Below are 22,404 nucleotides of genomic sequence, written 5' to 3'. Positions count from 1 at the left end.
AAAATCCATGGAACCAGCCGGTGGAGACCCCGGAACCATGAAACGCCGTCTCGCGGCGATGAACCTCGGCCTTGCCCGGCTTCGGTCCGCTTTGTCTGCCTTGGCTTGGATTGGGAGAACCCCGTTCCGCACTGCAGGCAATGAAGGTGTGCCTCTTCAGTAACCCCGGTCTTTGGACAACCGGCAGAGAACCAGAAAGGCCCGCACCGTCGTTGCTTCAAGGTGTCCTCGGTCTGGCGGTTGGCCGCTAAACCGACTGGAGGGGTTGGCTCCAGTTACCTTACCGATTTCCCTCACCATTCGAGGATCGGCGGACACCCACAGGCACGTGCGACTTTGGGCAAGCGCGATATAGGGGCGAAGGATTTCACAATCAATAAAAATCGTATCGCAGGTTGTAAAATTTCCGGCATCGAACAATGTAGGTTCAACCGTATCCGGATATCGAACGATGACAGGCACGCACGGCCCCTACAACGCCTTCCTTGATCTTCGCCAGATACCGGTGGCCCATGCCAACCTCGGCCCGCTCGCCGGCCTGCGGCTGGCTGTCAAGGACATCTACGACGTCGCCGGCTACCGTACCGGCTGCGGCAATTCCAGGAAATTCGCCGAAAGCAATGCCGCCTCGAGCACGGCGCCGGCCGTGCAGATGATTCTGGATGCTGGCGCGCGCTTCGTCGGCAAGACGCAGACCGACGAACTGGCTTTCGCGCTGTTCGGCCAGAACGCGCATTTTCCCTTTCCGGTGAACCCGGCGGCGCCCGACCGCGTCACCGGCGGCTCGTCGTCCGGATCGGCAGCGGCTGTGGCTGGCGGGCTGGCCGACATCGCCACCGGCTCCGACACCGGCGGCTCGATCCGCGCGCCGGCGAGTTTTTGCGGCCTGATCGGGTTGCGCACCACGCATGGCCGCATCGCGCTCGATGGCACCATGAAGCTGGCGCCGAGCTTCGACACGTTCGGCTGGTTCGCCGACGACATCGAGACCTACGAGACCGTCGGCAAGCTACTGCTTGGCCGCGACCCGCACCAGCATTCGCTGGACCGCCCGATATCGCTCACCTGGCTGGACGAGATGGTCGCTCGCCCCGCCCTTGCCGAATATGCCAGGATGAAGGCGCTGGCGGGTGCGGTTTTCGGTACGCCGGCGACCTCGACCACGCGCTTGAGCTCTTCCCCCGATGAACTCTACTGGTGCTTTCGTCGGCTGCAGGCCAGGGAAGCGTGGGGGGTGCATGGCGAATGGATCACCAGCGGCGAACGTGACCTTGGTCCCGGCGTCGAGGAGCGTTTCGGCTTCGGCCGCGCCGTCGATGACCGCACGGCGCAGGCCGAAAAAGTGCGCCGGCTGACCTTCCGCGGTGAACTCAGCGCCCTGCTCGGCAAGCACGGCGTCCTTGTGCTGCCGACCGTGCCGGGTCCGGCGCCCTATGTCGACTCGACGCCGGAGCAGTTCCAGGCCTATCGCGAGCGCGCCCTGCATCTTCTGTGCCTCGCCGGGCTTTCCGGCTTTCCACAGATCACCTTGCCCATCGGCTCGGTCGCCGGCGCACCGTTCGGCCTTTCGCTGCTTGGCCCTTCCGGCAGCGACATTGCCCTGATACGGCTCGGCCGAAAACTTCTCGACGCAGCACAAAAGGCCTGAACCATGGACACACTGACCCGCATGCGCGCCTTCATCGACGTCGTCGAGGCCGAGGGCTTTTCGGCGGCGGCGCGCAAGATCGGCCGCTCCAAGGCGCTGCTGTCGAAATATGTGCGCGAGCTGGAAGACGAACTCGGCGCGCTGCTGCTGAACCGCACGACGCGCCAGTTCTCGATGACCGAGGCCGGCCATACCTATTACCGGCGCGCCTCGGAGATCGTGCGCGAGGTCGACAGCCTGGCGGACGCCGTGCGCGAATCTTCCGGCGACGTGCGCGGCAGGATCAAGGTGTCGGCACCGCGCACCTTTGCCGACGCGCCGATCGGCCAATCGCTGATCGACTTCGCCAAGCAGCACCCCGACATCGTGCTCGACATTCAGCTCGACGACCGCTTCGTCGACCTCGTCGAGGAAGGTTTCGATCTCGCCGTGCGCATCTCACGCCTGGAGAATTCGTCGCTGATCGCGAGACGCCTGGCGCCGTTTTCGATAAAACTCTGCGCTTCTCCCGAACTGATCGCCAAGCATGGCATGCCGACGCGGCCGCAGGATCTCGGCCACATGCCCTGCATCGTCGACACCAATGGCCGCGGGCTGAACAACTGGCCGTTCAAGGGCGACAACAACGATCAGCTGAGCGTCGCCGTGTCAGGTCCGATCGAGGTCAACAGCCCGATGGCGGCGCGCGCCGCCGCCGTGTCGGGACTCGGATTTTGCGTCCTGCCGGATTTCATCGCCGGACCCGATCTTGCCAGCGGCCGGCTGGTGACGGTGCTCGACGACCGCATCCTGTCCGGCGGCGGCATCTTCGCCGTCTACCCGCACCGCCGCTATCTGCCGGCCAAGGTCCGTGTTTTCGTCGACTTCCTGGTGCAGTGGTTCAAGACGCGTGAGGTCGCTTGACCTGTCCAGGGCTTCTGTTGCGTGCGTGTCGTAGTTCCAAAGCCGCCACGCACTTTTGGCTGACACGCTTTGGGTTTGTGCGTGTCATAAATCCCAAAACCGCCACGCACTTTTGGGTGACACGCACCGGCGGTCCCACTTTCGCCCCCTTTCTGGTAACCTTCGGTTCCTCTCCAAGGCCAAGGGAATCGCGACCGGGAATGCAGCTCAAACGGCACGCAATCATACTGGGTTCGGCCCTGGCGGCGACCTTTGCCGCGACGGAGCCGGCTTACGTGCATCCGCACGTCTTCGCCGAGGCACGCCTGGACGTCATCCTGTCCCCGGATCACCAAAGTGTGAAAGCGCTGCGTCATCTCTGGCGCTTCGACGACCTGTTTTCGAGTACCGTGATGATGGAGTTCGACAAGAACTCCGACCTGAAGCTTGACGACAAGGAGCTGAAGGAGGTCGCCGACACCGTTCATGCCTCGCTCGCCGAATTCAACTATTTCCAGCTCGTCACGCAGGACGGCAAGGACGTGGCAATGACGCCACCGCCGCACCTGATGGCCAATTTCGACAACGACCAGTTGATCATCCTGTTCGAGTCCGAGCCGAAGGCGCCGATCAAGCTGACCGGCAAGATCGATATCGGCGTCTACGACCCGACCTTCTACACGGCGATCGACTTCACCGAGGATTCCAACATCACGGTCGAAGGCCTGCCGCCGAACTGCACCAGCAAGGTCGTGCGGCCGGATCCGGACGAAGCGATCAAGGAAAATCAGAAGACCCTGACGGACGCCTTCTTCAACGATCCGACAGGCACCGACATGAGCAAGATCTTCGCCACCAAGCTCGAACTGACCTGTCAGCCAGAAGGATGAAGCCAGTGACGAAACCGTCCCTGCGTTTGGCATTCGGCCTGTTGGCCCTCACCTTTGCCGCGATGCATTTCGCCAACGCGGCGCATGCCCAGTCCTCGCTCGGCATCGGCGTCAATGACGGCATGGCGCCCACCACCGGTCCGTTCGCCCACATCCTGATGTGGATCAACCTGCGGCAACAGGAATTCTACCGCGCGCTGGCAACGGCCATGAAGGCGATGCGCCAGGACAACAGCAAGCTCTGGGTGCTCATCGGCCTGTCCTTCGCCTATGGCATTTTCCATGCCGCCGGCCCCGGCCACGGCAAGGCGGTGATCTCGTCCTACATGGTGGCCAATGAAGTGGCGCTGCGGCGCGGCATCCTGTTGTCCTTCGTCTCGGCGCTGCTGCAGGGCCTGACGGCGGTCGCCGTGATGGCGGTCGCCTATTTCGTCCTGCGCGGCACCGCGATCTCGATGACCGACGCGGCCTGGTTCATGGAGATCATGAGCTTTGTCTTCGTCACCCTGTTCGGCGCCTGGCTGCTGTGGCGCAAACTTGGGCCGTCCGTCCTGCGCCTGTTTGGCAGAGCGCCCGCCTACAGCCTGTCGGCGGCGCACGCCGGCCATTCGCATGCGGGTCACGCGCACGCTGGGCATTCTCATGCGGGTCATTCCCACGCCGGCCATTCGCATGCCGCGCACAGCCATTCGGCGCATGCCCATTCGCGCGCGCCGCATGGGCAAGGCGACCACGACCATGACCATTCGCACGACCATCACGACCACGCCGCGCATGACCACCATCACGACCATGGCGCGCACGATCACGCGCATCATGACCATGCGCATCACGATCACGCCGCGGGCGAGGTCTGCGAAACCTGCGGCCACTCGCATGCACCCGATCCGGCGCTGCTGTCGGGTGATCGGTTCGACTGGCGCACGGCCTGGACGGCGGTGGCCGCCGTCGGCATCCGCCCCTGCTCCGGCGCGCTGATCGTGTTGAGCTTCGCGCTGCTCAACGGGCTCTGGCTCGGCGGCCTGCTGTCGGTGCTGGCGATGTCGATCGGAACCGCCATCACCGTCTCGGCGCTGGCGACGCTTGCCGTGACCGCCAAGAACTGGGCTGTGTATTTCGCCGGTGACGGCCGCATGGGCAACCGCATCCATTCGATCGTCGAGATCGGTGGCGCCGCCTTCGTCTTCCTGTTCGGATTGCTGCTGTTGTCGGCGAGCCTGACGGGCAGCGTCTAGGTCTGTCCTATCCCATTGAAAATGGGACGGGGCCGGCAAACTCCTAACCAGGAATCTTGCCGCCCAACTCATCCTCGATATGGGCGCGGATGATCTCGTCAAAACTCTTCTCGGCGCTGAAGCCGAGCTCCCGTGACCGTTTCGCCTCGAAGCGGGTCGGCCAGCCCTTGACGATCGCCCAGATCGTCTCGTCCGGCACCTCGCGGATCAGGCCTGCCGTCTTCGGCCCGGCGATGCGCTCCAGCGCCTCGATCTGCTCGCCGACGCTGACGGCGACGCCCGGCATCGTCAGGTTGCGGCGCGGCCCCACAGTGGCGCCGTCGATCTCGGCCGCATGGATCAGGAAATTCACCGCCGAGCGCGGGCTGGCATGGGTGTGCACGACCGAGCGCGGCACCGGCAGGATCGCCTCTTGCCCGCTCAAGGGCTCGCGGATGATGCCGGAGAAGAAGCCGGAGGCCGCCTTGTTCGGCTTGCCGGGCCGCACGCAGATGGTGGGCAGGCGGATGCCGATGCCGTCGAAGAAGCCGCGCCTGGTATAGTCGGCGAGCAATGCCTCGCTCATGTGCTTCTGCGTGCCGTAGGAGGTCAGCGGCGTCGGATGGAAGTCATCGGGAATGACATCCGGGAACGGTGCGCCGAAGACGGCGATCGACGAGGTGAAGACCACGCGCGGCGCAAAATCCGCCAGTCGGATGGCATCGAACAGCGCCCGCGTGCCGTCGAGATTGACGCGGTAGCCAAGTTCGAAATTCGCTTCCGCCTCGCCCGACACGATGCCGGCGAGATGGAAGACGACATCGGGACGCGACGCGACCAGGCTTTCGGCGGCGCCCGCCTCCGCCAGGTCGCCGGTGTGGGTGCCGATGCTGACGCCCTCCATGGCTGGGGCCTGGGGCGGCACGATGTCGTGCAGATCGAGCGCGGTGATCGTCTTGCCGCGCAGCGTACCGTCCTTGGCCAGCCGGGCGATGAGCTTGCGGCCGACCATGCCCGCGGCGCCGGTGATCAGAATGCGCATGTCAAAATTCCCTTACTTGCCCTGATTTTTGCGCTGGCTGCGCGCGCGCAGCCAGAACACGAGAAAAAACGCCAGCACGAAGACAATGCCGAATATGCCGGCGAGCACGGTCGAAAGGCTGCCCAGTGCCAGCATCACGGTCGGCAGGTAGAACGCCGCGATACCGAAAAGGAGCATGATCCACAGCGCGGCGATGGCGGCATTCCTGGTGTCGCGATCCATCATGCCGCACCGGGACAGCAAGCATTCGTAGGACTGGCTTTCAAAGCTGTGGAACTCCTGAGGCAGGGCCGGTTACCGACCGGACCTAGTGATGGTGGCTGTGATGCGCGGTCGCATCATGCTCATGCTCATGCTCATGCTCATGATCGTGGTCGTCGGCCTCGTCGGCGCATTGGCCGAATTCCGGTTCCACGGTGGCATGGCTGATGCCGTGCTCGCTGGCAAGCCGCTTCTTGACGGCGCTGACCGCCTTGTGCGCATCGACGCCCTCATCGAGGCAGGCGTGCAGCGTCGCCATGTTGCTCGATCCATCGATCGACCAGACATGCATATGGTGTACTTCGCGCACGCCCTGGATCGTGGTTTCCAGGTCCCTTGCGATAAGATCGCGGTCGAGGGTTGGCGGCACGCCTTCGAGCAGCACGTGGGCGGCGGCGCGCATCAGCGACCAGGCGGTCGACAGGATCAGCAGCGAGACCAGCACGGACAGGATCGGGTCGATCGGCGTCCAGCCGGTCGCCAGGATAACCAGCGCCGCCACGATTGCCGCCGCCGAACCGAGCAGGTCGCCCAGCACGTGCAGGATGGCGCCGCGCATGTTGAGGCTTTCGCGGTCGCCGCCGTGCAGCACCAGGAAGGAACCGATATTGACCAGCAGGCCGAGGATCGCCACCACCAGCATCGGTCCGCCCAGCACCGGCGCCGGTGTGAGGAGGCGCCTCCAGGCCTCGTAGACGATCCACAGCGCGATGACGAAGATGGCGATGCCGTTGGTGTAGGCGACCAGCGTCTTGACCCGGCCGAAGCCATAGGTGAGGCGGACGGTCGCCGGGCGGCTTGCCAGATGGAACGCATACCAGGCAAGGCCGAGCGCGATGGCGTCGGCAAGCATGTGCCCGGCATCGGCCAGCAGCGCCAGCGAACCGGTGAGCAAGCCGCCAAGGGCTTCCGCCACCATGAAGCCCGCCGTCAGGCAGGCCGCGATCAGCACGCGCTTCTTGTCGGTCGTGCCATGCACATGGACGGCGGCGCCGCGATCATGGCCGCTATGGTCGTGGGAATGCGCCAATGGCAGCTCCTGTCATGCGCCCCAAGCCGGTCTTAAGCGCCGAATTCCGCGCGACAATCCTCGAGCCGTCGCTTCTGCTGGCCGTCGCCGTCGAAATTGGCCGGGTCGAGCCACGCTACATAGGCTTGGCGCAGGGCCGGCCATTCCTTGTCGATAATCGAATACCATGCGGTATCGCGGTTTTCACCCTTGACGATGAGATGCTGGCGGAAAATGCCTTCGAACTTGAAGCCGAACCGTTCCGCCGCCCGCTTCGACGGCTCGTTGCGATTGTTGCACTTCCATTCGTAGCGGCGGTAGCCGAGTTCGTCGAAGATGTATTTCATGAACAGGAACTGCGCTTCCGTCGCGCCCGGCTTGCGCGAGATCAGCGGCCCCCAATAGATGTTGCCGATCTCGATGACGCCGTAAGCCGGATCGATGCGCATCAATGTCTGGCGGCCCGCGACCTTGCCGCTGGCCTTGTCGATGACGGCGAAGAACAGCGGGTCTTCGCTCGCCTCGACCTTGTCCAGCCAGGGTTGGAAGGCGGGGCGGGTTTCCGGCGGATAGTCGGGCAGCCAGGCGAAGCGGCCGTCGACATCGGACACGGAAGATGCCTCATAGAGCCCGTCACCGTGCTTTGCGGCGCTCAGCGGTTCGAGCCTGACATAGCGGCCGTCGATCGCCTTGCGCTCGGGTCGCGGACGCGGTTGCCAATCTTTGAGATTTTCCGACACCGAAGACTCCAATCCGTTTGACTTTTGCGGGCCGAAGCTCACAAAAACGCAACCCCACAGTAAGAACCACACGGACGGGAAAAATGCTCCACACGATTTCGGCCTTCGACCGTCTCGGCGAGGAAAATGCCTTCGCGGTGCTGGCGCGGGCGACCGCATTGGCCCAACAGGGCCGCGACATCGTCAATCTCGGCATCGGCCAGCCCGACTTCAAGACGCCGCAGCACATCGTCGAGGCCGCGATCAAGGCGCTGCGCGACGGCCACCACGGCTACACGCCCGCCAACGGGCTTCTGGCGACGCGCGAGGCGGTGGTGCGGCGCACGCTGACCACCACCGGCGTCGAGGTCTCGCCCGAGACGGTGATGATCCTGCCCGGCGGCAAGCCGACCATGTTCGCCGCCATCCTGATGTTCGGCGAACCCGGCGTCGAGATCCTCTATCCCGACCCCGGCTTTCCCATCTACCGCTCGATGATCGAATTCACCGGTGCCGCACCCGTTCCCGTGCCGATGCGCGAGGAAAACGGCTTTGCCTTTTCGGCCGAGGAAACGCTGGCACTGATCACCTCCAAGACGAGGCTCTTGATCCTCAACTCGCCGGCCAACCCGACCGGCGGCGTCACGCCGCGCGCCGAGATCGAGAAGCTGGTCAAGGGGCTGGAGAAGCACCCCGATGTCGCCATCCTCTCAGACGAGATCTACGACGTCATGACCTATGACGGCGAGACGCATTGCTCGCTGCTCGGCTTCCCCGAGATCCGCGACCGGCTGATCGTGCTCAATGGCTGGTCCAAGACCTGGGCAATGACCGGCTGGCGCATGGGCTGGTCGATCTGGCCGAATGGCGACAAGGGCGCCCATCTCTACGACAAGGTGCGCAAGCTGGCGGTCAATTGCTGGTCCTGCGTCAACGCGCCGAGCCAGTTCGCCGGCATCGCGGCCATCGACGGCCCGCAGGATGACGTCGACAAAATGATGCGCGCCTTCGACCGCCGCCGGAAGGTCGTGGTCGAGGGGCTGAACGCCTTGCCCAACATTTCCTGTATCACGCCAAAGGGCGCGTTCTACGCCTTCCCCAATGTCTCGAAGACCGGCTGGAAGGCAAAGAAGCTCGCCTCCGCGCTGCTCGACGACGCCGGCGTGGCGCTGATCGGCGGGCCCGATTTCGGCATTCTCGGCGAAGGCTATGTCAGGCTCTCCTACGCCAACTCCGAGGAAAACATCTTGCGCGCGCTGGAAAGGATCGGGGCGTTCCTGGCCAAGTAAGCTTCGAGGAAGGCCGGAGCCCTTTCCCGGGCGGTTTGCGGTCGGCCGGCATGTCGGTGTCATGATCCGTCGGCAGACTCGCGGCCAAGACTGTGCGTGCATGTCGGGAACGGTTACCGTCCAACGATCAGGATCGGAGTGAGGTTCCTCGGATGTTCTATGCAATCCTTGCCTATCACGTGGAAGATGCGATCAAGGCGCTGACGCCGCAGGAAGATGCGGCACTGATGGCCGAGCTGCTGAAGATCAACGCAAGGCTTCGTGAGGAAGGCACACTTGGACCGTCGGCGCGTCTGGGGGCGACGCAGGATGCCTTCACCCTGCGCGGCCAAGGCGACGGCGTGGTCATCGACGGCCCTTTCGCCGAGACCAAGGAACAATTGCTTGGCCTCTATGTCGTCGACTGCGCCACGCGGGACGAGGCCATCGCGATCGCCCGCGACCTTCGCCGTGTCAATCCGACCGCCGTTTACGAGATCAGGCCCATTCTGCTTTTCAAGCCCGGCGCACCGCTGGCGGGCAAATGAGTCGGCGGCGGAGGCCCTGCCAGCGTCCGCTGCTCACCCACGCCCGACGAACGGCATCTTGGTTGCCATCACGGTCATGAACAGCACGTTCGCCTCGAGCGGCAGGCTGGCCATGTGGACGACGGCATCGGCGACGTGCTGGACATCCATCACCGCTTCAGCGGCGATCGAGCCATTGGCCTGCGGCACGCCGACGGTCATCGGCTGCGCCATGTCGGTCAGCGCATTGCCGATGTCGATCTGGCCGCAGGCGATGTCGTAGGGACGGCCGTCGAGCGCCAGCGTCTTGGTCAGCCCGGTGATGGCATGCTTGGTCGCCGTATAGGGCACCGAGCCCGGGCGCGGCGCATAGGCCGACACCGAACCATTGTTGATGATGCGCCCGCCCATCGGCCGCTGCTTGCGCATAGCACCGAAGGCGGCGCGGGCGCACAGGAACGAACCGGTGAGATTGACGCCGACAATATCGTTCCACACTTCGACCGGGATCTCGTCGATCGGCGTCGACTTGTAACCCATGCCGGCATTGTTGAAGAGCAGGTCGACGCGGCCAAAGGCTTCCGCCACCGTCTCGAACAGATCGTCGACCTCGCCGGCCTTGCTGATGTCGCAGGCGACCGCCAGTGCCTTGGCCTCGGTCCGGCCGGCCTCGACGATCGCGGCATCCAGCACCGCCTTGCGGCGGCCACAGAACACCGTGTTCCAGCCGGCCTTGAGCAGCGCCGTGGCGACGCTCTTGCCGATGCCCGTGCCGGCGCCGGTAACGATGGCGGTTCTTTCTTCGGTCATGGCTGATGTCCTCCGGCAGCGCCGAGCGTGCCCGACTGATTTTCAGGATTTGGCTCAGCAGAAGGCATCGCAAATGACGGCAGCGATGGCAAGCGGACCGCACGAACATGCCTTGAAAAATGCCGCTCGTTTTGCGGAGCAGGCCCCGGCGTGGGCCGACAAAAAGGGCGGTCATTGGCGACCGCCCTGATCTGAACCGGGCTTGGGAGGAGGAAAAGCCGATCCGACTGTGTAGAATCATGCGCTTCCTGAGTTAACGAAAGGTTAACGCCGGAAAGACGGCCTGTCCCGATCTGACCCTACCAGCGTGGATTGGGCGAAGTCCCGGCCGTTGTTGCGGGAACCTTGACTGCCGAAACCGTCGCCTCGACATGGTCGACCAGCGCGTCCGGCAGGCCGAGCCGACCGGCGAGCAGGTCGAGATAGCCGCGCTCGGCGCGCGTGTCGGGATCGATGGTGAGACGCGATGCCGTGTAGAGTTCGAGCTTCTGCGCGTCAGTCTTGGCCTGCGCCACCAGCGCGTCGAGGTCGAGCGGGCTTTCCAGCTCCGCCATCAGGAATTTCTCGGCATCGGAGCCGATCCCCGAAAGACTGAGCTTGCCGGCGATCTTCTTGCGCTCCTCGTCGTCGACATGACCGTCGGCCTTGGCCGCCGAGATCATCGCCCGCACCAGGGTCAGCGTGAATTCATCCTCGCCCTGCGGCGCCTGTGACGGATGGAAGGCGGTGTCCTTGGGTGGCGGCAGCAATTCCGGTTCGCCGGCGGCGGGCGCCTGCTCCGGCGCGTTGCCGGCCTTGTAGTTCTGGTAGGCCTTGTAGGCGAGGCCGCCGATCGCAGCCAGGCCGCCGAGCTTCACCGCCGCACCTGTCACCTCGCGGCCGGCCCCTGTTCCAAGCAGCACGGCGGCCAGCGCACCCGCTGCCAGCGGGTTGTCCTTGGCCATCTGCACGGCCTGGCCCGCCTTGTCGCGGACGGTGCCGCTGGTGCCGGGAATTTGCGAACCGAGCAGATCGTCGAGAAGCTTCTTGGGATCGAACATTCAGTGCCTCCAGCATGTGCCCGGCCGAACGGGCAGGTTTCGAACGCCGAAGACGTAGGTCCCGAAACCTGACATTGCAATGACAGGCCGCCGCTTGCCGGGCTCGCTCTCCCGGATCAGGACCCGATATGCGGCCCCTTGCCCCGCGCCTGCGCAAGCTCGACCTGCCGCTGGCGCTCGGCGTAGCGCTGACGGTCCTCGTCGGTACGAGCGTCGAAGCAATGCGGGCAAGAAATGCCTGCGGCATATCTGGGCGATGCCAACTCACTTGCCGTCAGCGGATGGCGGCAGGCACGGCAGAGTTCTGCGTCACCCTCGGCGAGACCGTGCGACACCGAAACCCGCTCGTCGAAGACGAAGCACTCGCCTTGCCACAGGCTCTGCTCGGCCGGAACCTCCTCGAGGTATTTGAGGATGCCGCCCTTGAGATGGAACACATCCTCGAAGCCGAGCGATTTCACGTAGGCGGTCGCTTTTTCGCAGCGAATGCCGCCGGTGCAGAACATCGCCACCTTGCGGCCCTCGAGTTCCGCCCGGTGCGCTTCCACCCAGGCCGGGAATTCGCGAAAGCTCGCGGTGGCCGGATCGACCGCGCCCTGGAAGGTGCCGATAGAAACCTCGTAGGCATTGCGCGTGTCGATCACGATCGTGTCGGGCTCGGAAATCAGCGCGTTCCAGTCGGCGGGCGCGACATAGGTTCCGGCGCTGGTCGCCGGGTCGATGTCCTCGACGCCCATGGTGACGATCTCGCGCTTCAGCCGCACCTTCATGCGATGGAAAGGCATGTCCGTGGCTGCGCTGTATTTGATCTCGAGCCCTGCCAGCCCGTCGATGGCCTCGATATGGTCGATGAGCTCGGCGATCGCTGCTTCGCTGCCGGCGACGGTGCCGTTGATGCCCTCATGCGCCAGAAGCAGCGTGCCCTTGATGCCGCGTCCGCAGCAGAAGGCCGCGAGCGGCGCGCGCAGCCTCTCGAAGGCGTCGAGCCGGGCAAACCGGTAGAGCGCGGCGACGCGGACAGGCTGGGATGGAGCGGACAGTGTCATTGCCAGAGCAACTAGACGCTCGTAAAAGCCGATTCAAGGCGAAACCGGCTTCGGCGCCTGTCATGGCCCTGTCGGGAAAGAGCCGGTAAGCTGTCCGGTGGCGCGTGACATCGCGACGCGACCGGTTTCGTGGACAGGCAAACACCCGTCTGCTAATCGGTTGAAATCACCCCATGGCAATGGAGAGACAGATGCCCAGCAAGACCGAAAAACTCCTGTCGCTCCTCGACGGCCAGCCGGTCATCCCGGTGCTGAAGATCAATGATGTCGCCAATGCGGTGCCGTTGGCCCGAGCCCTGGCACGCGGCGGCCTGCCGGCGATCGAGATCACACTGCGGACCGCCGATGCGCTGGAAGCGATCCGACGGGTGGCGGCCGAAGTCGAGGAAGCCATTGTCGGCGCCGGCACCATTCTGGACAGCAGGCAGTTCGACGAGGCCGCCAGCGCCGGCTCCCGCTTCATCGTCAGCCCTGGCATCACGCGCGAGCTTCTGGCAGCCGCCGCCGACAGCGAGGTTCCGCTGCTGCCCGGTGCCATCACGCCCGGCGAGATCATGGCCGCGCGCGAGGCGGGCCTGCGCTTCCTGAAATTCTTCCCAGCCGAACAGTCCGGCGGCATCGCCTCGCTGAAGGCTTTCGCCTCGCCTCTGGCCGATGTCAAATTCTGCCCGACCGGCGGCATCACCGGCAAGAACGCCGCCGACTACCTCAGCCTGCCCAACGTCATCTGTGTCGGCGGCTCCTGGGTCGCGCCCGACGACATGGTCAAGGCCGGCAAGTGGGACGAGATCGAAGCGCTCGCACGCGCTGCCAGCCAGCTCAGGAAATAGTCGGTCCCGGCTCACCAGGGCAACGGACCGTTCTCGTCGAAATAGCCGCCGGTCGGTCCGCCGGCCTCCAGCGTCGCCAGCTGCACGATGACCCCGGCGGCCTGCTGCACCGTACGGCCGCCTCTGTGCGCATTGAGGTCCGTCGCGGTGTAGCCGGGAGCGGCGGCGTTGATCATGATGCCGCGCGGCGACAGCTCCCGGGCGAAGGCCACGGTGACGGCATTGAGCGCTGTCTTCGAGCTGCCATAGCCCATGACATTGGGCGACGGGCTGTTGCCGGCGGCGCGCGCGATCGAGCCGAGATAGCTGCTGACCATGACGATACGGGCGGCGGGCGCTGCCAGGAGCAGCGGCAGGAAGGTCTGGGTGACGCGAACCGGTCCGAAGACGTTGACGTCAAAGGCGGCCTTCATATCCTCAACGTTCTCTCGGCTTGGCGGCCGTTCGTAGCGGCCGTCAGGTCCGAGCGCGTCAACATAACCTGGGGCAATGCCGGCATTGTTGACCAGCACGTCGAGGCTGGAGACCCGCGCCGTCAACGTTCTGGCCGCCGCCGCCACGCTGTCGTCGCTGGCGACGTCGAGAGCGAGCCATCCGACGTCGAGCCCTTCATTGCGCAACGCCCTTGCCGCGGCCTCCCCGCGCTCGGCATCGCGGGCGCCGAGCCAGACCTTGCACCCCATGGCTGCCAGCCGACGAGCGGTTTCGAGGCCGATGCCCTTGTTGGCTCCGGTGATCAGCGCATTCGTTTTCGTCGTCATGTCCACATCTCCTTCTTTGAACCCCAGACATGACGTGCGTCGAGCGATTTGGCGCGCCGGATACTCGCGTCCTCTTGCCTGATCCTCTCAACTGGTTGCGCGGCCTGCGTGGATCGGCAATGCTGAAGACATGGAAGACGCCTTGCAGGAACTGATCGCGATCGCCGGCCGCCATGCGCATGGGCGGCGCACAAGGACGGCCATCCCGCGGGTCACGATCGGCCGCAGCGAGGTTCCAACCGCACCGCTGCCCGAGCTTTGTCAGCCGACGGCGCTGTTCGTTCTGCAAGGCGCCAAGACAGTGCTGATCGGCGACCGCACGCTCCGCTACGGCGCCGGCAGCTATTTCGTCTATGCGGTGGAGACTCCCGCCACCAGCCAGCTGATCGAGGCGAGCAGCGCCTTTCCTTACATGGCCATCGCCTTCGCCCTCGATGTCGGATTGATCGCCAGCCTGCTTATCGACCACAAGCCGGCGGTCGACGGCGACAACTTCGTGACCAACCGGGTGGATGACGAACTGCTCGATGCCTGGCGCCGCATGCTGCGGCTGCTCGACCGTCCGGCCGAAATTCCGGTGCTCGCGCCCATGCTCGAACGCGAGATCGCGTTCCGCCTGCTGCAGGGCCCGCAAGGCGCGAAGCTGCGCCAGCTCGCGCGCGCTGACGGCCGCCTGTCGCAGATCCGCCGCGCCACCGCCTGGATACGATCGCACTACAACGAGCCTATCGATGTGACGGAGCTGGCGGCGCTCGCACATATGAGCAACGCTTCGTTTCACCGCCACTTCAAGGCGGCAACCGCCATGAGCCCGATCCAGTACCAGAAGCAGGTCCGGCTGCTGGAGGCGCGTCATCTGCTGATCGCGGAGCCAGGCAGCGCCGCGCGTGTCGCCTTTGCCGTCGGCTATGAAAGCACATCCCAGTTCAGCCGGGAATATGCGCGCCATTTCGGATTGCCGCCGGCGCGTGACGCCGCACGGCTTCTGGCCAGGGGCGAGGCAGCCACGCTGGAAATCGACTAAGGCTCGCAATCAGGACGTACGCGCTGCATCAGCTGGCACGAAAAAGGCCCGGCCGACTCCCGCCGACCGGGCCAATTCTCCCGGATCCTATCTGTTCCGGATCAGTGGCAGACCCTAACCTTCTCGGTCACCCTGTGATGGTGCACCCAATGCGTGACCAGCCTGGTCCTGCAGTGATGCTTGCCATTCTTGATGATCACGGTTTCGGCTTGCGATGGAGCGATCGCGGCAGATGCTGCAACCAATGCCAGAACTGACGCCAGTAGAACCTTCTTCATGAATATCCGCAGGTTGGAACGCACCCACGCCAACCCGGAAATGAGGGTGCATTTCCGGCTTCACGAGAAGTTCAGCGATGTGTGATCCCCAGCATCGCGACATCGCATCCGCCGTATCCTGAAAGCAAAAAGCCGCGCTGATTGCCCAGCGCGGCTTTTGCTGTATCTGGCCAGCCGCTACTTCGTCTGGAAGCGGGCGACCGACAGGAACTTGACGGCATTGCCGGTGAAGCGGCTGGGGTCCGGCGCCTGGGCGTCGGTCTGGAAGCCAGCCGTATAGACCTCGCTCGGCGGCGTATGCACGATATTGTAGGCGTAGCCCGGCGCCGTCGTCGCGCTCGAAACGGTGGCGACGTTGTCGCCGCTGGTCAGCGCCCAGCGGGCGGCCTGGGGCGCCGCGGCGACCACCATGGCCCTGGGGCCCGGCTTCTGGTCGCGGGCGGTGGCCCTGGCTTCTTTGCGGGTTGTCTTCACGCCGGCGCCGATCGCTGCGGCCGGATCGGAACCGGCCGGACGGGCGGCAACGGCCTGGCGCGGCGATGCGACATCGACGTAAGACGGATCGTTGAAGGCCGAGCGCGGCTCTTCGGAGAGCGACGCAACCTGATATTGGTCGGCATTGCCGACCTGGGCGTTGGCCTCGTCGAGCACGGCCTTGACGGCGTCCGGCTTGGCCGGCTCGGGCCGTGCCGAGGGCAGCACCGAGAACGCATCAGTCGCGGTCTTCTCCTGTTCGGCCGTATCCGCCAGCGCCATCAGCACATCCTTGCTGGGCGGCGGCGCGAGATCCGCCGGCAGCGTGCGTTCGGGCCGCCATGTCGGCACGGGGATGTTGTTGACGGCAACCTGCGCCGGATCGGCGGCGGCAGCCGCAGCGAGCGCCGCGGGGTCAGCCTTGCCGAACGGCATGTTCGCCGGCGCCTGCGCGGTCGCCACGGCCTGTTCGGTGGTCGTCGTCGCGTCCGCCATGGCGAACGGAACGTTCTCGGGCTGCGCCCCGACATCGGCCTTTGGCCTCGGCGCGAAATCGGGCAGCGGAATCTCCTTGGCCGGCAAGGCGGCGATGATCGTCTCCGGCGTATCCTTTTCCGGGTCCGGTGCCTGTTCGTCGGCAATCTGCGGAACGTTGGCGCGCTGCGCATTCTCGGGCGCCACGATGGCGATGCCCGGCAGGTTGCCGCTCTTGGCGGTCGCCGCCGGCTTCAGGCTTCTGGGCTTGGGCGCGGGAGCGGCCGAAGCGGTCTCGACATCCGCGCTGTCGTCGGCTTCGTCGTCGCCGCCACCGCCGAAGAAAGCGGAAAGGAAGCCGCCGGATTTCTTGCCGCTGCCGCCTGCGCTCGCAAGCTCGACATTGGGCGTACCAGCACCCTTGCGTGCCTTGTAGGCGGCCATCGCCTGCTCATAGCCAGGCAGCGGCCGGCCGTCGCTCGGCACATGCAGCGTCTTGCCGTTGGGGAACAGGCTGACCAGTTCCTGGCGGCTGATGCCGGGCCAGTGGCGCACATTGCCGACATCCATATGAACGAACGGCGAACCGGAGGTCGGATAGAAGCCGACGCCACCGCCCTGCATCTTCAGGCCTATGTTGCGCAGCTTCTTAAGCGGCACGCCGGGAATGTAGAAATCCATCGCCTTGCCGAGCATATGCTGGCTCTTCTCGGCGACACCGCGGCTGCGGCTGCGCAGCATCGAGTTGGTCGCCGGCGAACGGTAGCCGCACACGACCTGGATATAGTCGGTGGCGCCGCTTTCGCGATAGGCCTCCCAGACCAGGTCCAGCAAGCGCGGATCCATCTTGGTCGGCTCATTGCGGCGCCAGTCGCGCAGGATGATGTTGATCTTGCGCAGGCCCTCGGGAACGTAGCGGCCGTTGCGCTTGTAGACGATCTCGGCCTTTTCGTGCGTGTGCAGGTGATAGAGCTTCAGCGAACGTGTTTCGGCGCTGGCGCCGGTGGCCGCCGCGGCAACAAAACCAAAAGCGACAATCACCGCTGCCAGCCATCTCGGCCAGACGCTCAAATGATCATGACGCCCGTTTGTGAGTCGTTCGATTCTGTTCAAATCAAAAGGCCTTGCAGGCTGCCGTTTGTCCCCGGATTTGCCCAAACGGATGTGTCGTTTTCACATCCGAATATCGATCCTAATGGTTAATCATCGCTTATTGAAGCCGAAATGCGGTAACACCATGGCGATATCCCGTCAAAAATCGTTCACAAGGTTTCTTGGTAAACCGCTGGTTTAGATCAGGAATCCGGCTTTGGCCGAACACGATCTGTTACCGTTAGCGTTAATGCGTGAACAGAGCTGTCCACAGGCATGCCATATTCCAGCCGAAACCCCGATAGAGGCGCAATCCTGCCATCGCAAGCTGGTCCCGGCCTTGCGTCGGGGACGTGATCCTGGTTTTGGAAGGGATCGAGCGCGCCCAAGGCGTGGAGAGATTCAGGTCAGGCCGGCCTCACCCGAATATCAACGCACCTTAGGAAGCGAGGCGGTCGACACGGCCCGTCTCCGGGTCGATGCCATATTCCTTGAGCTTGCGGTAGAGCGTCGAGCGTCCGATGCCGAGGCGGCGCGCGACTTCGCTCATCTGGCCGTTGTAATGGTCGATGGCGAGCTTGATCATCTCCAATTCGACATCGGCCAGCGCGCGCACATTGCCGCGTTCGTCGAGCGCCCGCAGCGTGCCGAATCTGGGCTGGAGCAGGGCCGGCCGATCCGGCTGGGCGGCTGGAGCAGCATCGCCGGCCGGGCCCCCCTCATCGCGGAGCTCCGGAGGCGATGGCAGGCGAGGTGCCACGTCGTCCGTTTCGAGATTGACGGTGCCTTCCACCTGCGCGCGGATCTGCGGAAAATCATCGACATCGAGCACGTCGCCTTCACACAGCACCGAGGCGCGGAACACGGCGTTTTCGAGCTGCCTTATGTTGCCGGGCCAGTCATAGGCCTCCAGCACGGCAAGCGCTGCCGGCGAAATGCCTTGCAGGCGATGGCGCGGGTCGGCGGGCGCCACCTTCTCCATGAAATGCGTGACCAGATGCGGAATGTCGTCTCGCCGGTCGCGCAGCGGCGGCACGAAGATCGGGTAGACGTTGAGCCGGTAGAACAGGTCCTCGCGGAACTTGCCGTCCTTGACCTGCTGCAGGAGGTTGCGATGCGTCGCCGAGATCAGCCTGATGTCGACCTTGACGGTCGAACGCCCTCCGACCGGATCGACCTCGCCCTCCTGCACGGCGCGCAACAGCTTGACCTGCACGTCGAGCGGCAGGTCGCCGATCTCGTCGAGGAACAGCGTGCCCGAATGCGCTTCGACGAACTTGCCGGTGTGCTTGTCGGTGGCGCCGGTGAAGGAGCCCTTCTCGTGGCCAAACAGGATCGATTCGACCAGATTGTCGGGAATGGCGCCGCAATTGACGGTGACGAAGGGTTTCGAGCGGCGGTCGCCGCTGCCCTGAATGGCGCGCGCCACCAGTTCCTTGCCGACGCCGGATTCGCCTTCGATCAGGATCGGGATGTTGGATCCGGCCGCTTTCTGTCCGAGGCGTATCACCCTGTCCATGGCCGGGCTGTGGGTGATCATGTCCCTGAACGTCAGCAATCCGCCGCGCTTGCGCGACGTGCGCTTGACCTCGCCCTCGACCGCCTCGACCTTGAGCGCATTGGCGATCGAGGCCTGCAGCCTGTCGGGTGACGCCGGCTTGACGACGAAATCGAAGGCGCCGTGGCGCATCGCCGACACCACGGTTTCGATGCCGCCCTGGGCGGTCTGCACGATGACCGGGACGGAGATGTCGCGTTCGCGCATGGCTTTCAGCACGCCGATGCCGTCGAGACCAGGCATGACCAGGTCCAGGATCACCACCGCGATGTCGCCGTCGCCAGGCCCGTCGAGCACGGTGAGGCCGGCCTCCCCGCCGTCGACGACGATTGCCGTGTGGCCGAACCGCGTCACCGCCGCCTCGAGCAGCCGGCGCTGCACGGGATCGTCATCGACTATGAGTATGGAACCTGTCATGACTGTCTTGAACTGCCCGCGCCCGAAATCCCCATGGATCATCTTGGCACAGGGTTCTAAATAAGGTTTCAAAAAACCCGGTGAACGAATTCCTTACGATTTGACCGGCTTGCCTGATCCCCTTGATTCTGACCTCATAATTCACAGAAGGTATTGTCGATGCGCATGATGTTTGGTCGGCGGCTTGCGGCACCGGCGTCCGGTCAGGGTGCGGCCGAGCTTGGCGATCTGCCGGAATGGAACCTTGCCGACCTCTATGCCGGCATGGAAGCCACGGAACTGAAGCGTGACATCGTAAAAGCCGCCGCCGACGCAATCGCTTTCGAGACCCGCTGGAAGGGCACGCTCGCCGCCGAGGCCGGGCGCGGCGGCGCCGGCAAGCTGGGCGAGGCGCTGGTCGCCTACGAGGCGCTGGAGGAGCTGATCGGCCGCATCGTCTCCTATGCCGGCCTGGTCTATGCCGGCAACACCGCCGATCCGCAGCGTGCAAAGCTCTATGGCGACATCCAGGAGAAGATGACGGACGCCAGCGCGCATCTCCTGTTCTTCGCGCTCGAACTGAACCTGATCGACGACGACGCGATCGAAAGCGCGCTCACCAGCGATCCCGCTTTCGGCCACTACCGGCCTTGGGTGCTCGACCTCAGAATGGACAAGCCCTACCAGCTCGAGGACCGCGTCGAGCAGCTTTTCCACGAGAAGTCGATCACCGGGCGCGGCGCCTGGAACCGGCTGTTCGACGAGACGATGACCGACCTTCGCTTCGACGTCGACGGCGAGGAACTGACGCTGGAGCCGGCCCTCAATCGCCTGCAGGATGCCGATGGCGAAGTGCGCCGCCGGGCCTCCGAGGCGCTGGCTGCGACTTTCCGCAAGAATTTGCGCACCTTCACCCTGATCACCAACACGCTGGCCAAGGACAAGGAAATTTCCGACCGCTGGCGCGGCTTCGAGGACATTGCCGATTCCCGCCATCTCGCCAACCGCGTCGAGCGCGGCGTGGTCGACGCGCTCGCCACCGCGGTGCGCGAGGCCTATCCGCGCCTGTCGCATCGCTACTACGCGATGAAGGCGCGCTGGCTCGGCATGGACGTCATGAACCATTGGGACCGCAACGCGCCGCTGCCGGAGACCCCGCAATCGGTGATCGGATGGGACGAAGCGCGCAACACCGTGCTGTCCGCCTATCAGCGCTTCTCGCCCGAGATGGCCGAGATCGCGCGCACCTTCTTCGACCGCAACTGGATCGACGCGCCGGTGCGCCCGGGCAAGTCGCCAGGCGCCTTTGCCCATCCGACCGTGCCGTCGGCCCACCCCTATGTGCTGCTCAACTACATGGGCAAGCCGCGCGACGTGATGACGCTGGCGCATGAACTCGGCCACGGCGTGCACCAGGTGCTGGCCGCCGGCCAGGGCGCGCTGATGGCCTCGACGCCGCTGACGCTGGCCGAGACGGCGTCGGTCTTCGGCGAGATGCTGACCTTCCGCTCGCTGCTCGAGCAGACCACCGACCGGCGCGAGCGAAAGGCCATGCTCGCCCAGAAGGTCGAGGACATGATCAACACGGTGGTGCGCCAGATCGCCTTCTACGAATTCGAGCGAAAGGTGCATGCCGAGCGTCGCAACGGCGAACTGACATCCGACAGGCTCGGCCAGTTCTGGCTGGAAGTGCAGGCCGAAAGCCTCGGCCCGGCGATCAAGCTGCGCGAGGGTTACGAGGTGTTCTGGACCTACATCCCGCACTTCATCCATTCGCCGTTCTACGTCTATGCCTATGCCTTCGGCGACTGCCTGGTGAACTCGCTCTACGCCGTCTACCAGAATGCCGAGCGCGGTTTTCAGGACAAGTATTTCGAGATGCTACGCGCCGGCGGCACCAAGCATCATTCGCAGCTTCTGGCGCCCTTCGGCCTCGACGCCACCGACCCTGCCTTCTGGCAGATCGGGCTCGGTGTCATCAGCGGCCTGATCGATGAACTGGAAACGCTCGACGGCTGAGACGCCTCTCGCCTGCAAAGAACAGTTTAGCCGCAATGCATGTTGGGACGGCACTGTTCTTTCGCTAAATATTTGTTCTTGAAGAACTCTAGGCGGAAGTTTTTCCCATAGCTTTCCACAAGCTCTATGATAGCCTTCGCCGCAAGCTCAGCCGGAGCCTACGCGGATCGGCGAGGGAAGATCTCAGCCGGCCGTGACGCTCAGGCGAACGCGACAACGGCCGTTGGCCATGGGCTTGAGAAGCCGATCGCCGACAGCTCGAACCGAAGCCGGCTGTTCTGCGAACCCGCGGAACCTTCACCGAGTAGTCCATCGCCGAAGGTCATGACCCACGGCAGACGGATCTGACTGGAGAGAGACAATGGGCACTTTTTTCTACGTGATCCTGGCGTTCCTTGTAGGCGTTTTGGTTGGCTGGTTCATCTGGGGTCGCCTGCGTGGTGAGCTCGACGGTTTGCGCGGCGACCTCGACCGCACCCGCGGCGAGCGCGACAAGCTGCGTGCCGACAGCGACCGCCTGACCGGCGAACTCAATGCATGCGGCAAGACCCGCGCCGACCTCGAGCGCCAGTTGCGCGACGCGCAGACGGGTGGAGCAAAGGCCGCCAGTCAGCCGCCGGCCGCCCTGATGTCAACGCCGGCGGCCGCCAAATCCGCTCCGACAGCGGCCAAGGCCGCGCCTGCCAAACCAGCAGCCAAGGCTGCACCGGCGAAAGCCACCGCCACCAAGTCGGCTGCACCGAAGCCCGCCGCCGCCAAACCCGCGGCCTCCGCCGCTTCCTCGGCAAAGAGTTCGGCCGCGCCCAAGCCGGCAGCCGCCAAGAAGGCCGCACCGGCGGCAGCCAAGCCTGCGGCTGGCAAATCAGACAATCTGCGCCGGCTGATCGGTATCGGCCCGGTCAACGAGAAGCTGCTCAAGGCGCAGGGCGTCACCACCTTCGCCCAGATCGCCGCCTGGACCGCAGCCGACATCAAGCGGATCGAGGACGTGATGAATTTCGACGGCCGCATCGCCCGCGAACGCTGGATCGACCAAGCCAGGCTGCTCGCCGCCGGCGACGAGAAGGAATTCGCCAAGCAGTTTCCGACAGCCGGAACCGCCAGCAACACCTGAGCGCCAGAGTCAGATCATCAAGCCGGCG

General features: G+C 64.7%; 20 protein-coding genes. 10 read left to right on the top strand and 10 right to left on the bottom strand.

Going from position 1 to position 22,404, the window contains the following annotated elements; genetic code table 11:
- The first annotated feature begins 451 nt into the window (after positions 1 to 451).
- From FJV83_RS21190 to FJV83_RS21175, 4 genes are all read left to right on the top strand, one after another.
- Entirely contained in the window at positions 452 to 1,648 is a 1,197-nt protein-coding gene (locus tag FJV83_RS21190) for an amidase (protein ID WP_142884484.1), read from the top strand.
- 3 nt (positions 1,649 to 1,651) lie between these two features.
- On the top strand, positions 1,652 to 2,551 hold the full coding sequence (locus FJV83_RS21185; protein WP_095772626.1) for a LysR family transcriptional regulator: 900 nt from the start codon (positions 1,652 to 1,654) through the stop codon (positions 2,549 to 2,551).
- Positions 2,552 to 2,751: 200 nt separating this feature from the next.
- Complete coding sequence (locus tag FJV83_RS21180) at positions 2,752 to 3,420, top strand: DUF1007 family protein (protein ID WP_095772625.1); 669 nt, start codon at positions 2,752 to 2,754, stop codon at positions 3,418 to 3,420.
- Entirely contained in the window at positions 3,417 to 4,655 is a 1,239-nt protein-coding gene (locus FJV83_RS21175) for a nickel/cobalt transporter (RefSeq protein WP_142884485.1), read from the top strand. The genes FJV83_RS21180 and FJV83_RS21175 overlap by 4 nt, the downstream gene beginning before the upstream one ends.
- 43 nt (positions 4,656 to 4,698) lie before the next feature.
- Here the strand turns inward: FJV83_RS21175 and denD are convergent, their stop codons facing one another.
- From denD to FJV83_RS21155, 4 genes are all read right to left on the bottom strand, one after another.
- Positions 4,699 to 5,676, bottom strand: a complete 978-nt coding sequence (gene denD, locus FJV83_RS21170) for a D-erythronate dehydrogenase (protein ID WP_142884486.1) — start codon at positions 5,674 to 5,676, stop codon at positions 4,699 to 4,701.
- Between the two features lie 12 nt (positions 5,677 to 5,688).
- Positions 5,689 to 5,901, bottom strand: coding sequence for a hypothetical protein (locus FJV83_RS21165; RefSeq protein WP_081295203.1), 213 nt, complete (start codon positions 5,899 to 5,901; stop codon positions 5,689 to 5,691).
- Between the two features lie 82 nt (positions 5,902 to 5,983).
- Positions 5,984 to 6,967, bottom strand: a complete 984-nt coding sequence (locus FJV83_RS21160; RefSeq protein WP_142884487.1) for a cation diffusion facilitator family transporter — start codon at positions 6,965 to 6,967, stop codon at positions 5,984 to 5,986.
- A gap of 32 nt (positions 6,968 to 6,999) precedes the next feature.
- Positions 7,000 to 7,686, bottom strand: a complete 687-nt coding sequence (locus FJV83_RS21155) for a GNAT family protein (RefSeq protein WP_142884488.1) — start codon at positions 7,684 to 7,686, stop codon at positions 7,000 to 7,002.
- Positions 7,687 to 7,769: 83 nt separating this feature from the next.
- Here FJV83_RS21155 and FJV83_RS21150 point away from each other — a divergent pair, with 83 nt between their 5' ends.
- Positions 7,770 to 8,954: a pyridoxal phosphate-dependent aminotransferase gene (locus tag FJV83_RS21150; protein WP_095772621.1), complete on the top strand. Its 1,185-nt coding sequence runs from the start codon at positions 7,770 to 7,772 to the stop codon at positions 8,952 to 8,954.
- Between the two features lie 152 nt (positions 8,955 to 9,106).
- Positions 9,107 to 9,481, top strand: coding sequence for a YciI family protein (locus FJV83_RS21145; RefSeq protein ID WP_095786977.1), 375 nt, complete (start codon positions 9,107 to 9,109; stop codon positions 9,479 to 9,481).
- Between the two features lie 33 nt (positions 9,482 to 9,514).
- On the opposite strand, the gene FJV83_RS21140 is transcribed toward FJV83_RS21145, so the two are convergent.
- The 3 genes from FJV83_RS21140 to FJV83_RS21130 all read right to left on the bottom strand — a co-directional run bounded on the left by FJV83_RS21140 (position 9,515) and on the right by FJV83_RS21130 (position 12,356).
- A complete protein-coding gene (locus FJV83_RS21140; RefSeq protein ID WP_010911332.1) occupies positions 9,515 to 10,270 on the bottom strand; it encodes an SDR family oxidoreductase in 756 nt (251 codons plus the stop codon).
- A gap of 299 nt (positions 10,271 to 10,569) precedes the next feature.
- On the bottom strand, positions 10,570 to 11,310 hold the full coding sequence (locus FJV83_RS21135; RefSeq protein WP_095786978.1) for a tellurite resistance TerB family protein: 741 nt from the start codon (positions 11,308 to 11,310) through the stop codon (positions 10,570 to 10,572).
- Positions 11,311 to 11,426: 116 nt separating this feature from the next.
- Positions 11,427 to 12,356 carry a rhodanese-related sulfurtransferase gene (locus FJV83_RS21130; RefSeq protein ID WP_095786979.1) on the bottom strand — a complete coding sequence of 310 codons (930 nt, stop codon included), beginning with the start codon at positions 12,354 to 12,356 and terminating at the stop codon, positions 11,427 to 11,429.
- A gap of 191 nt (positions 12,357 to 12,547) precedes the next feature.
- Between FJV83_RS21130 and FJV83_RS21125 the strand changes: the two genes are divergently transcribed.
- Positions 12,548 to 13,186 carry a 2-dehydro-3-deoxy-phosphogluconate aldolase gene (locus FJV83_RS21125; protein WP_095792734.1) on the top strand — a complete coding sequence of 213 codons (639 nt, stop codon included), beginning with the start codon at positions 12,548 to 12,550 and terminating at the stop codon, positions 13,184 to 13,186.
- An 11-nt stretch (positions 13,187 to 13,197) separates the two neighbouring features.
- Here FJV83_RS21125 and FJV83_RS21120 read toward each other — a convergent pair whose 3' ends face one another.
- Positions 13,198 to 13,947, bottom strand: a complete 750-nt coding sequence (locus FJV83_RS21120) for an SDR family NAD(P)-dependent oxidoreductase (protein WP_142884489.1) — start codon at positions 13,945 to 13,947, stop codon at positions 13,198 to 13,200.
- A 130-nt stretch (positions 13,948 to 14,077) separates the two neighbouring features.
- On the opposite strand from FJV83_RS21120, the gene FJV83_RS21115 reads away from it, so the two are divergent.
- Positions 14,078 to 14,971: an AraC family transcriptional regulator gene (locus tag FJV83_RS21115; protein WP_142884490.1), complete on the top strand. Its 894-nt coding sequence runs from the start codon at positions 14,078 to 14,080 to the stop codon at positions 14,969 to 14,971.
- Between the two features lie 455 nt (positions 14,972 to 15,426).
- On the opposite strand, the gene FJV83_RS21110 is transcribed toward FJV83_RS21115, so the two are convergent.
- The gene (locus FJV83_RS21110) at positions 15,427 to 17,268 is read right to left on the bottom strand and encodes a DUF882 domain-containing protein (protein ID WP_142884491.1); all 1,842 of its coding nucleotides are present in this window, start codon (positions 17,266 to 17,268) and stop codon (positions 15,427 to 15,429) included.
- Between the two features lie 460 nt (positions 17,269 to 17,728).
- Entirely contained in the window at positions 17,729 to 19,264 is a 1,536-nt protein-coding gene (locus FJV83_RS21105; protein WP_142884492.1) for a sigma-54 dependent transcriptional regulator, read from the bottom strand.
- Positions 19,265 to 19,423: 159 nt separating this feature from the next.
- On the opposite strand from FJV83_RS21105, the gene FJV83_RS21100 reads away from it, so the two are divergent.
- Positions 19,424 to 21,262: a M3 family oligoendopeptidase gene (locus FJV83_RS21100; protein ID WP_185973270.1), complete on the top strand. Its 1,839-nt coding sequence runs from the start codon at positions 19,424 to 19,426 to the stop codon at positions 21,260 to 21,262.
- A gap of 361 nt (positions 21,263 to 21,623) precedes the next feature.
- The gene (locus tag FJV83_RS21095; RefSeq protein WP_142884493.1) at positions 21,624 to 22,376 is read left to right on the top strand and encodes a proton-conducting membrane transporter; all 753 of its coding nucleotides are present in this window, start codon (positions 21,624 to 21,626) and stop codon (positions 22,374 to 22,376) included.
- The last annotated feature ends 28 nt before the right edge of the window (positions 22,377 to 22,404 follow it).

It is taken from the genome of Mesorhizobium sp. WSM4307 (assembly GCF_007003945.1).
Classification (GTDB): Bacteria; Pseudomonadota; Alphaproteobacteria; order Rhizobiales; family Rhizobiaceae; genus Mesorhizobium.
Note: the sequence above shows the minus strand (reverse complement) of the source record. Positions and strands in the feature narration are given on the sequence as shown.

Excerpts from the sequence above, each read along its gene's own strand:
- FJV83_RS21180 (WP_095772625.1), top strand. The coding sequence starts at position 2,752 with ATGCAGCTCAAACGGCACGCAATCATACTGGGTTCGGCCCTGGCGGCG.
- FJV83_RS21105 (WP_142884492.1), bottom strand. The coding sequence starts at position 19,264 with ATGACAGGTTCCATACTCATAGTCGATGACGATCCCGTGCAGCGCCGG.
- denD (WP_142884486.1), bottom strand. The coding sequence starts at position 5,676 with ATGCGCATTCTGATCACCGGCGCCGCGGGCATGGTCGGCCGCAAGCTC.
- FJV83_RS21145 (WP_095786977.1), top strand. The coding sequence starts at position 9,107 with ATGTTCTATGCAATCCTTGCCTATCACGTGGAAGATGCGATCAAGGCG.
- FJV83_RS21190 (WP_142884484.1), top strand. The coding sequence starts at position 452 with ATGACAGGCACGCACGGCCCCTACAACGCCTTCCTTGATCTTCGCCAG.
- FJV83_RS21100 (WP_185973270.1), top strand. The coding sequence starts at position 19,424 with ATGCGCATGATGTTTGGTCGGCGGCTTGCGGCACCGGCGTCCGGTCAG.
- FJV83_RS21115 (WP_142884490.1), top strand. The coding sequence starts at position 14,078 with ATGGAAGACGCCTTGCAGGAACTGATCGCGATCGCCGGCCGCCATGCG.
- FJV83_RS21185 (WP_095772626.1), top strand. The coding sequence starts at position 1,652 with ATGGACACACTGACCCGCATGCGCGCCTTCATCGACGTCGTCGAGGCC.
- FJV83_RS21130 (WP_095786979.1), bottom strand. The coding sequence starts at position 12,356 with ATGACACTGTCCGCTCCATCCCAGCCTGTCCGCGTCGCCGCGCTCTAC.
- FJV83_RS21135 (WP_095786978.1), bottom strand. The coding sequence starts at position 11,310 with ATGTTCGATCCCAAGAAGCTTCTCGACGATCTGCTCGGTTCGCAAATT.
- FJV83_RS21175 (WP_142884485.1), top strand. The coding sequence starts at position 3,417 with ATGAAGCCAGTGACGAAACCGTCCCTGCGTTTGGCATTCGGCCTGTTG.
- FJV83_RS21120 (WP_142884489.1), bottom strand. The coding sequence starts at position 13,947 with ATGACGACGAAAACGAATGCGCTGATCACCGGAGCCAACAAGGGCATC.
- FJV83_RS21140 (WP_010911332.1), bottom strand. The coding sequence starts at position 10,270 with ATGACCGAAGAAAGAACCGCCATCGTTACCGGCGCCGGCACGGGCATC.
- FJV83_RS21165 (WP_081295203.1), bottom strand. The coding sequence starts at position 5,901 with ATGATGGATCGCGACACCAGGAATGCCGCCATCGCCGCGCTGTGGATC.
- FJV83_RS21125 (WP_095792734.1), top strand. The coding sequence starts at position 12,548 with ATGCCCAGCAAGACCGAAAAACTCCTGTCGCTCCTCGACGGCCAGCCG.
- FJV83_RS21150 (WP_095772621.1), top strand. The coding sequence starts at position 7,770 with ATGCTCCACACGATTTCGGCCTTCGACCGTCTCGGCGAGGAAAATGCC.
- FJV83_RS21095 (WP_142884493.1), top strand. The coding sequence starts at position 21,624 with ATGGGCACTTTTTTCTACGTGATCCTGGCGTTCCTTGTAGGCGTTTTG.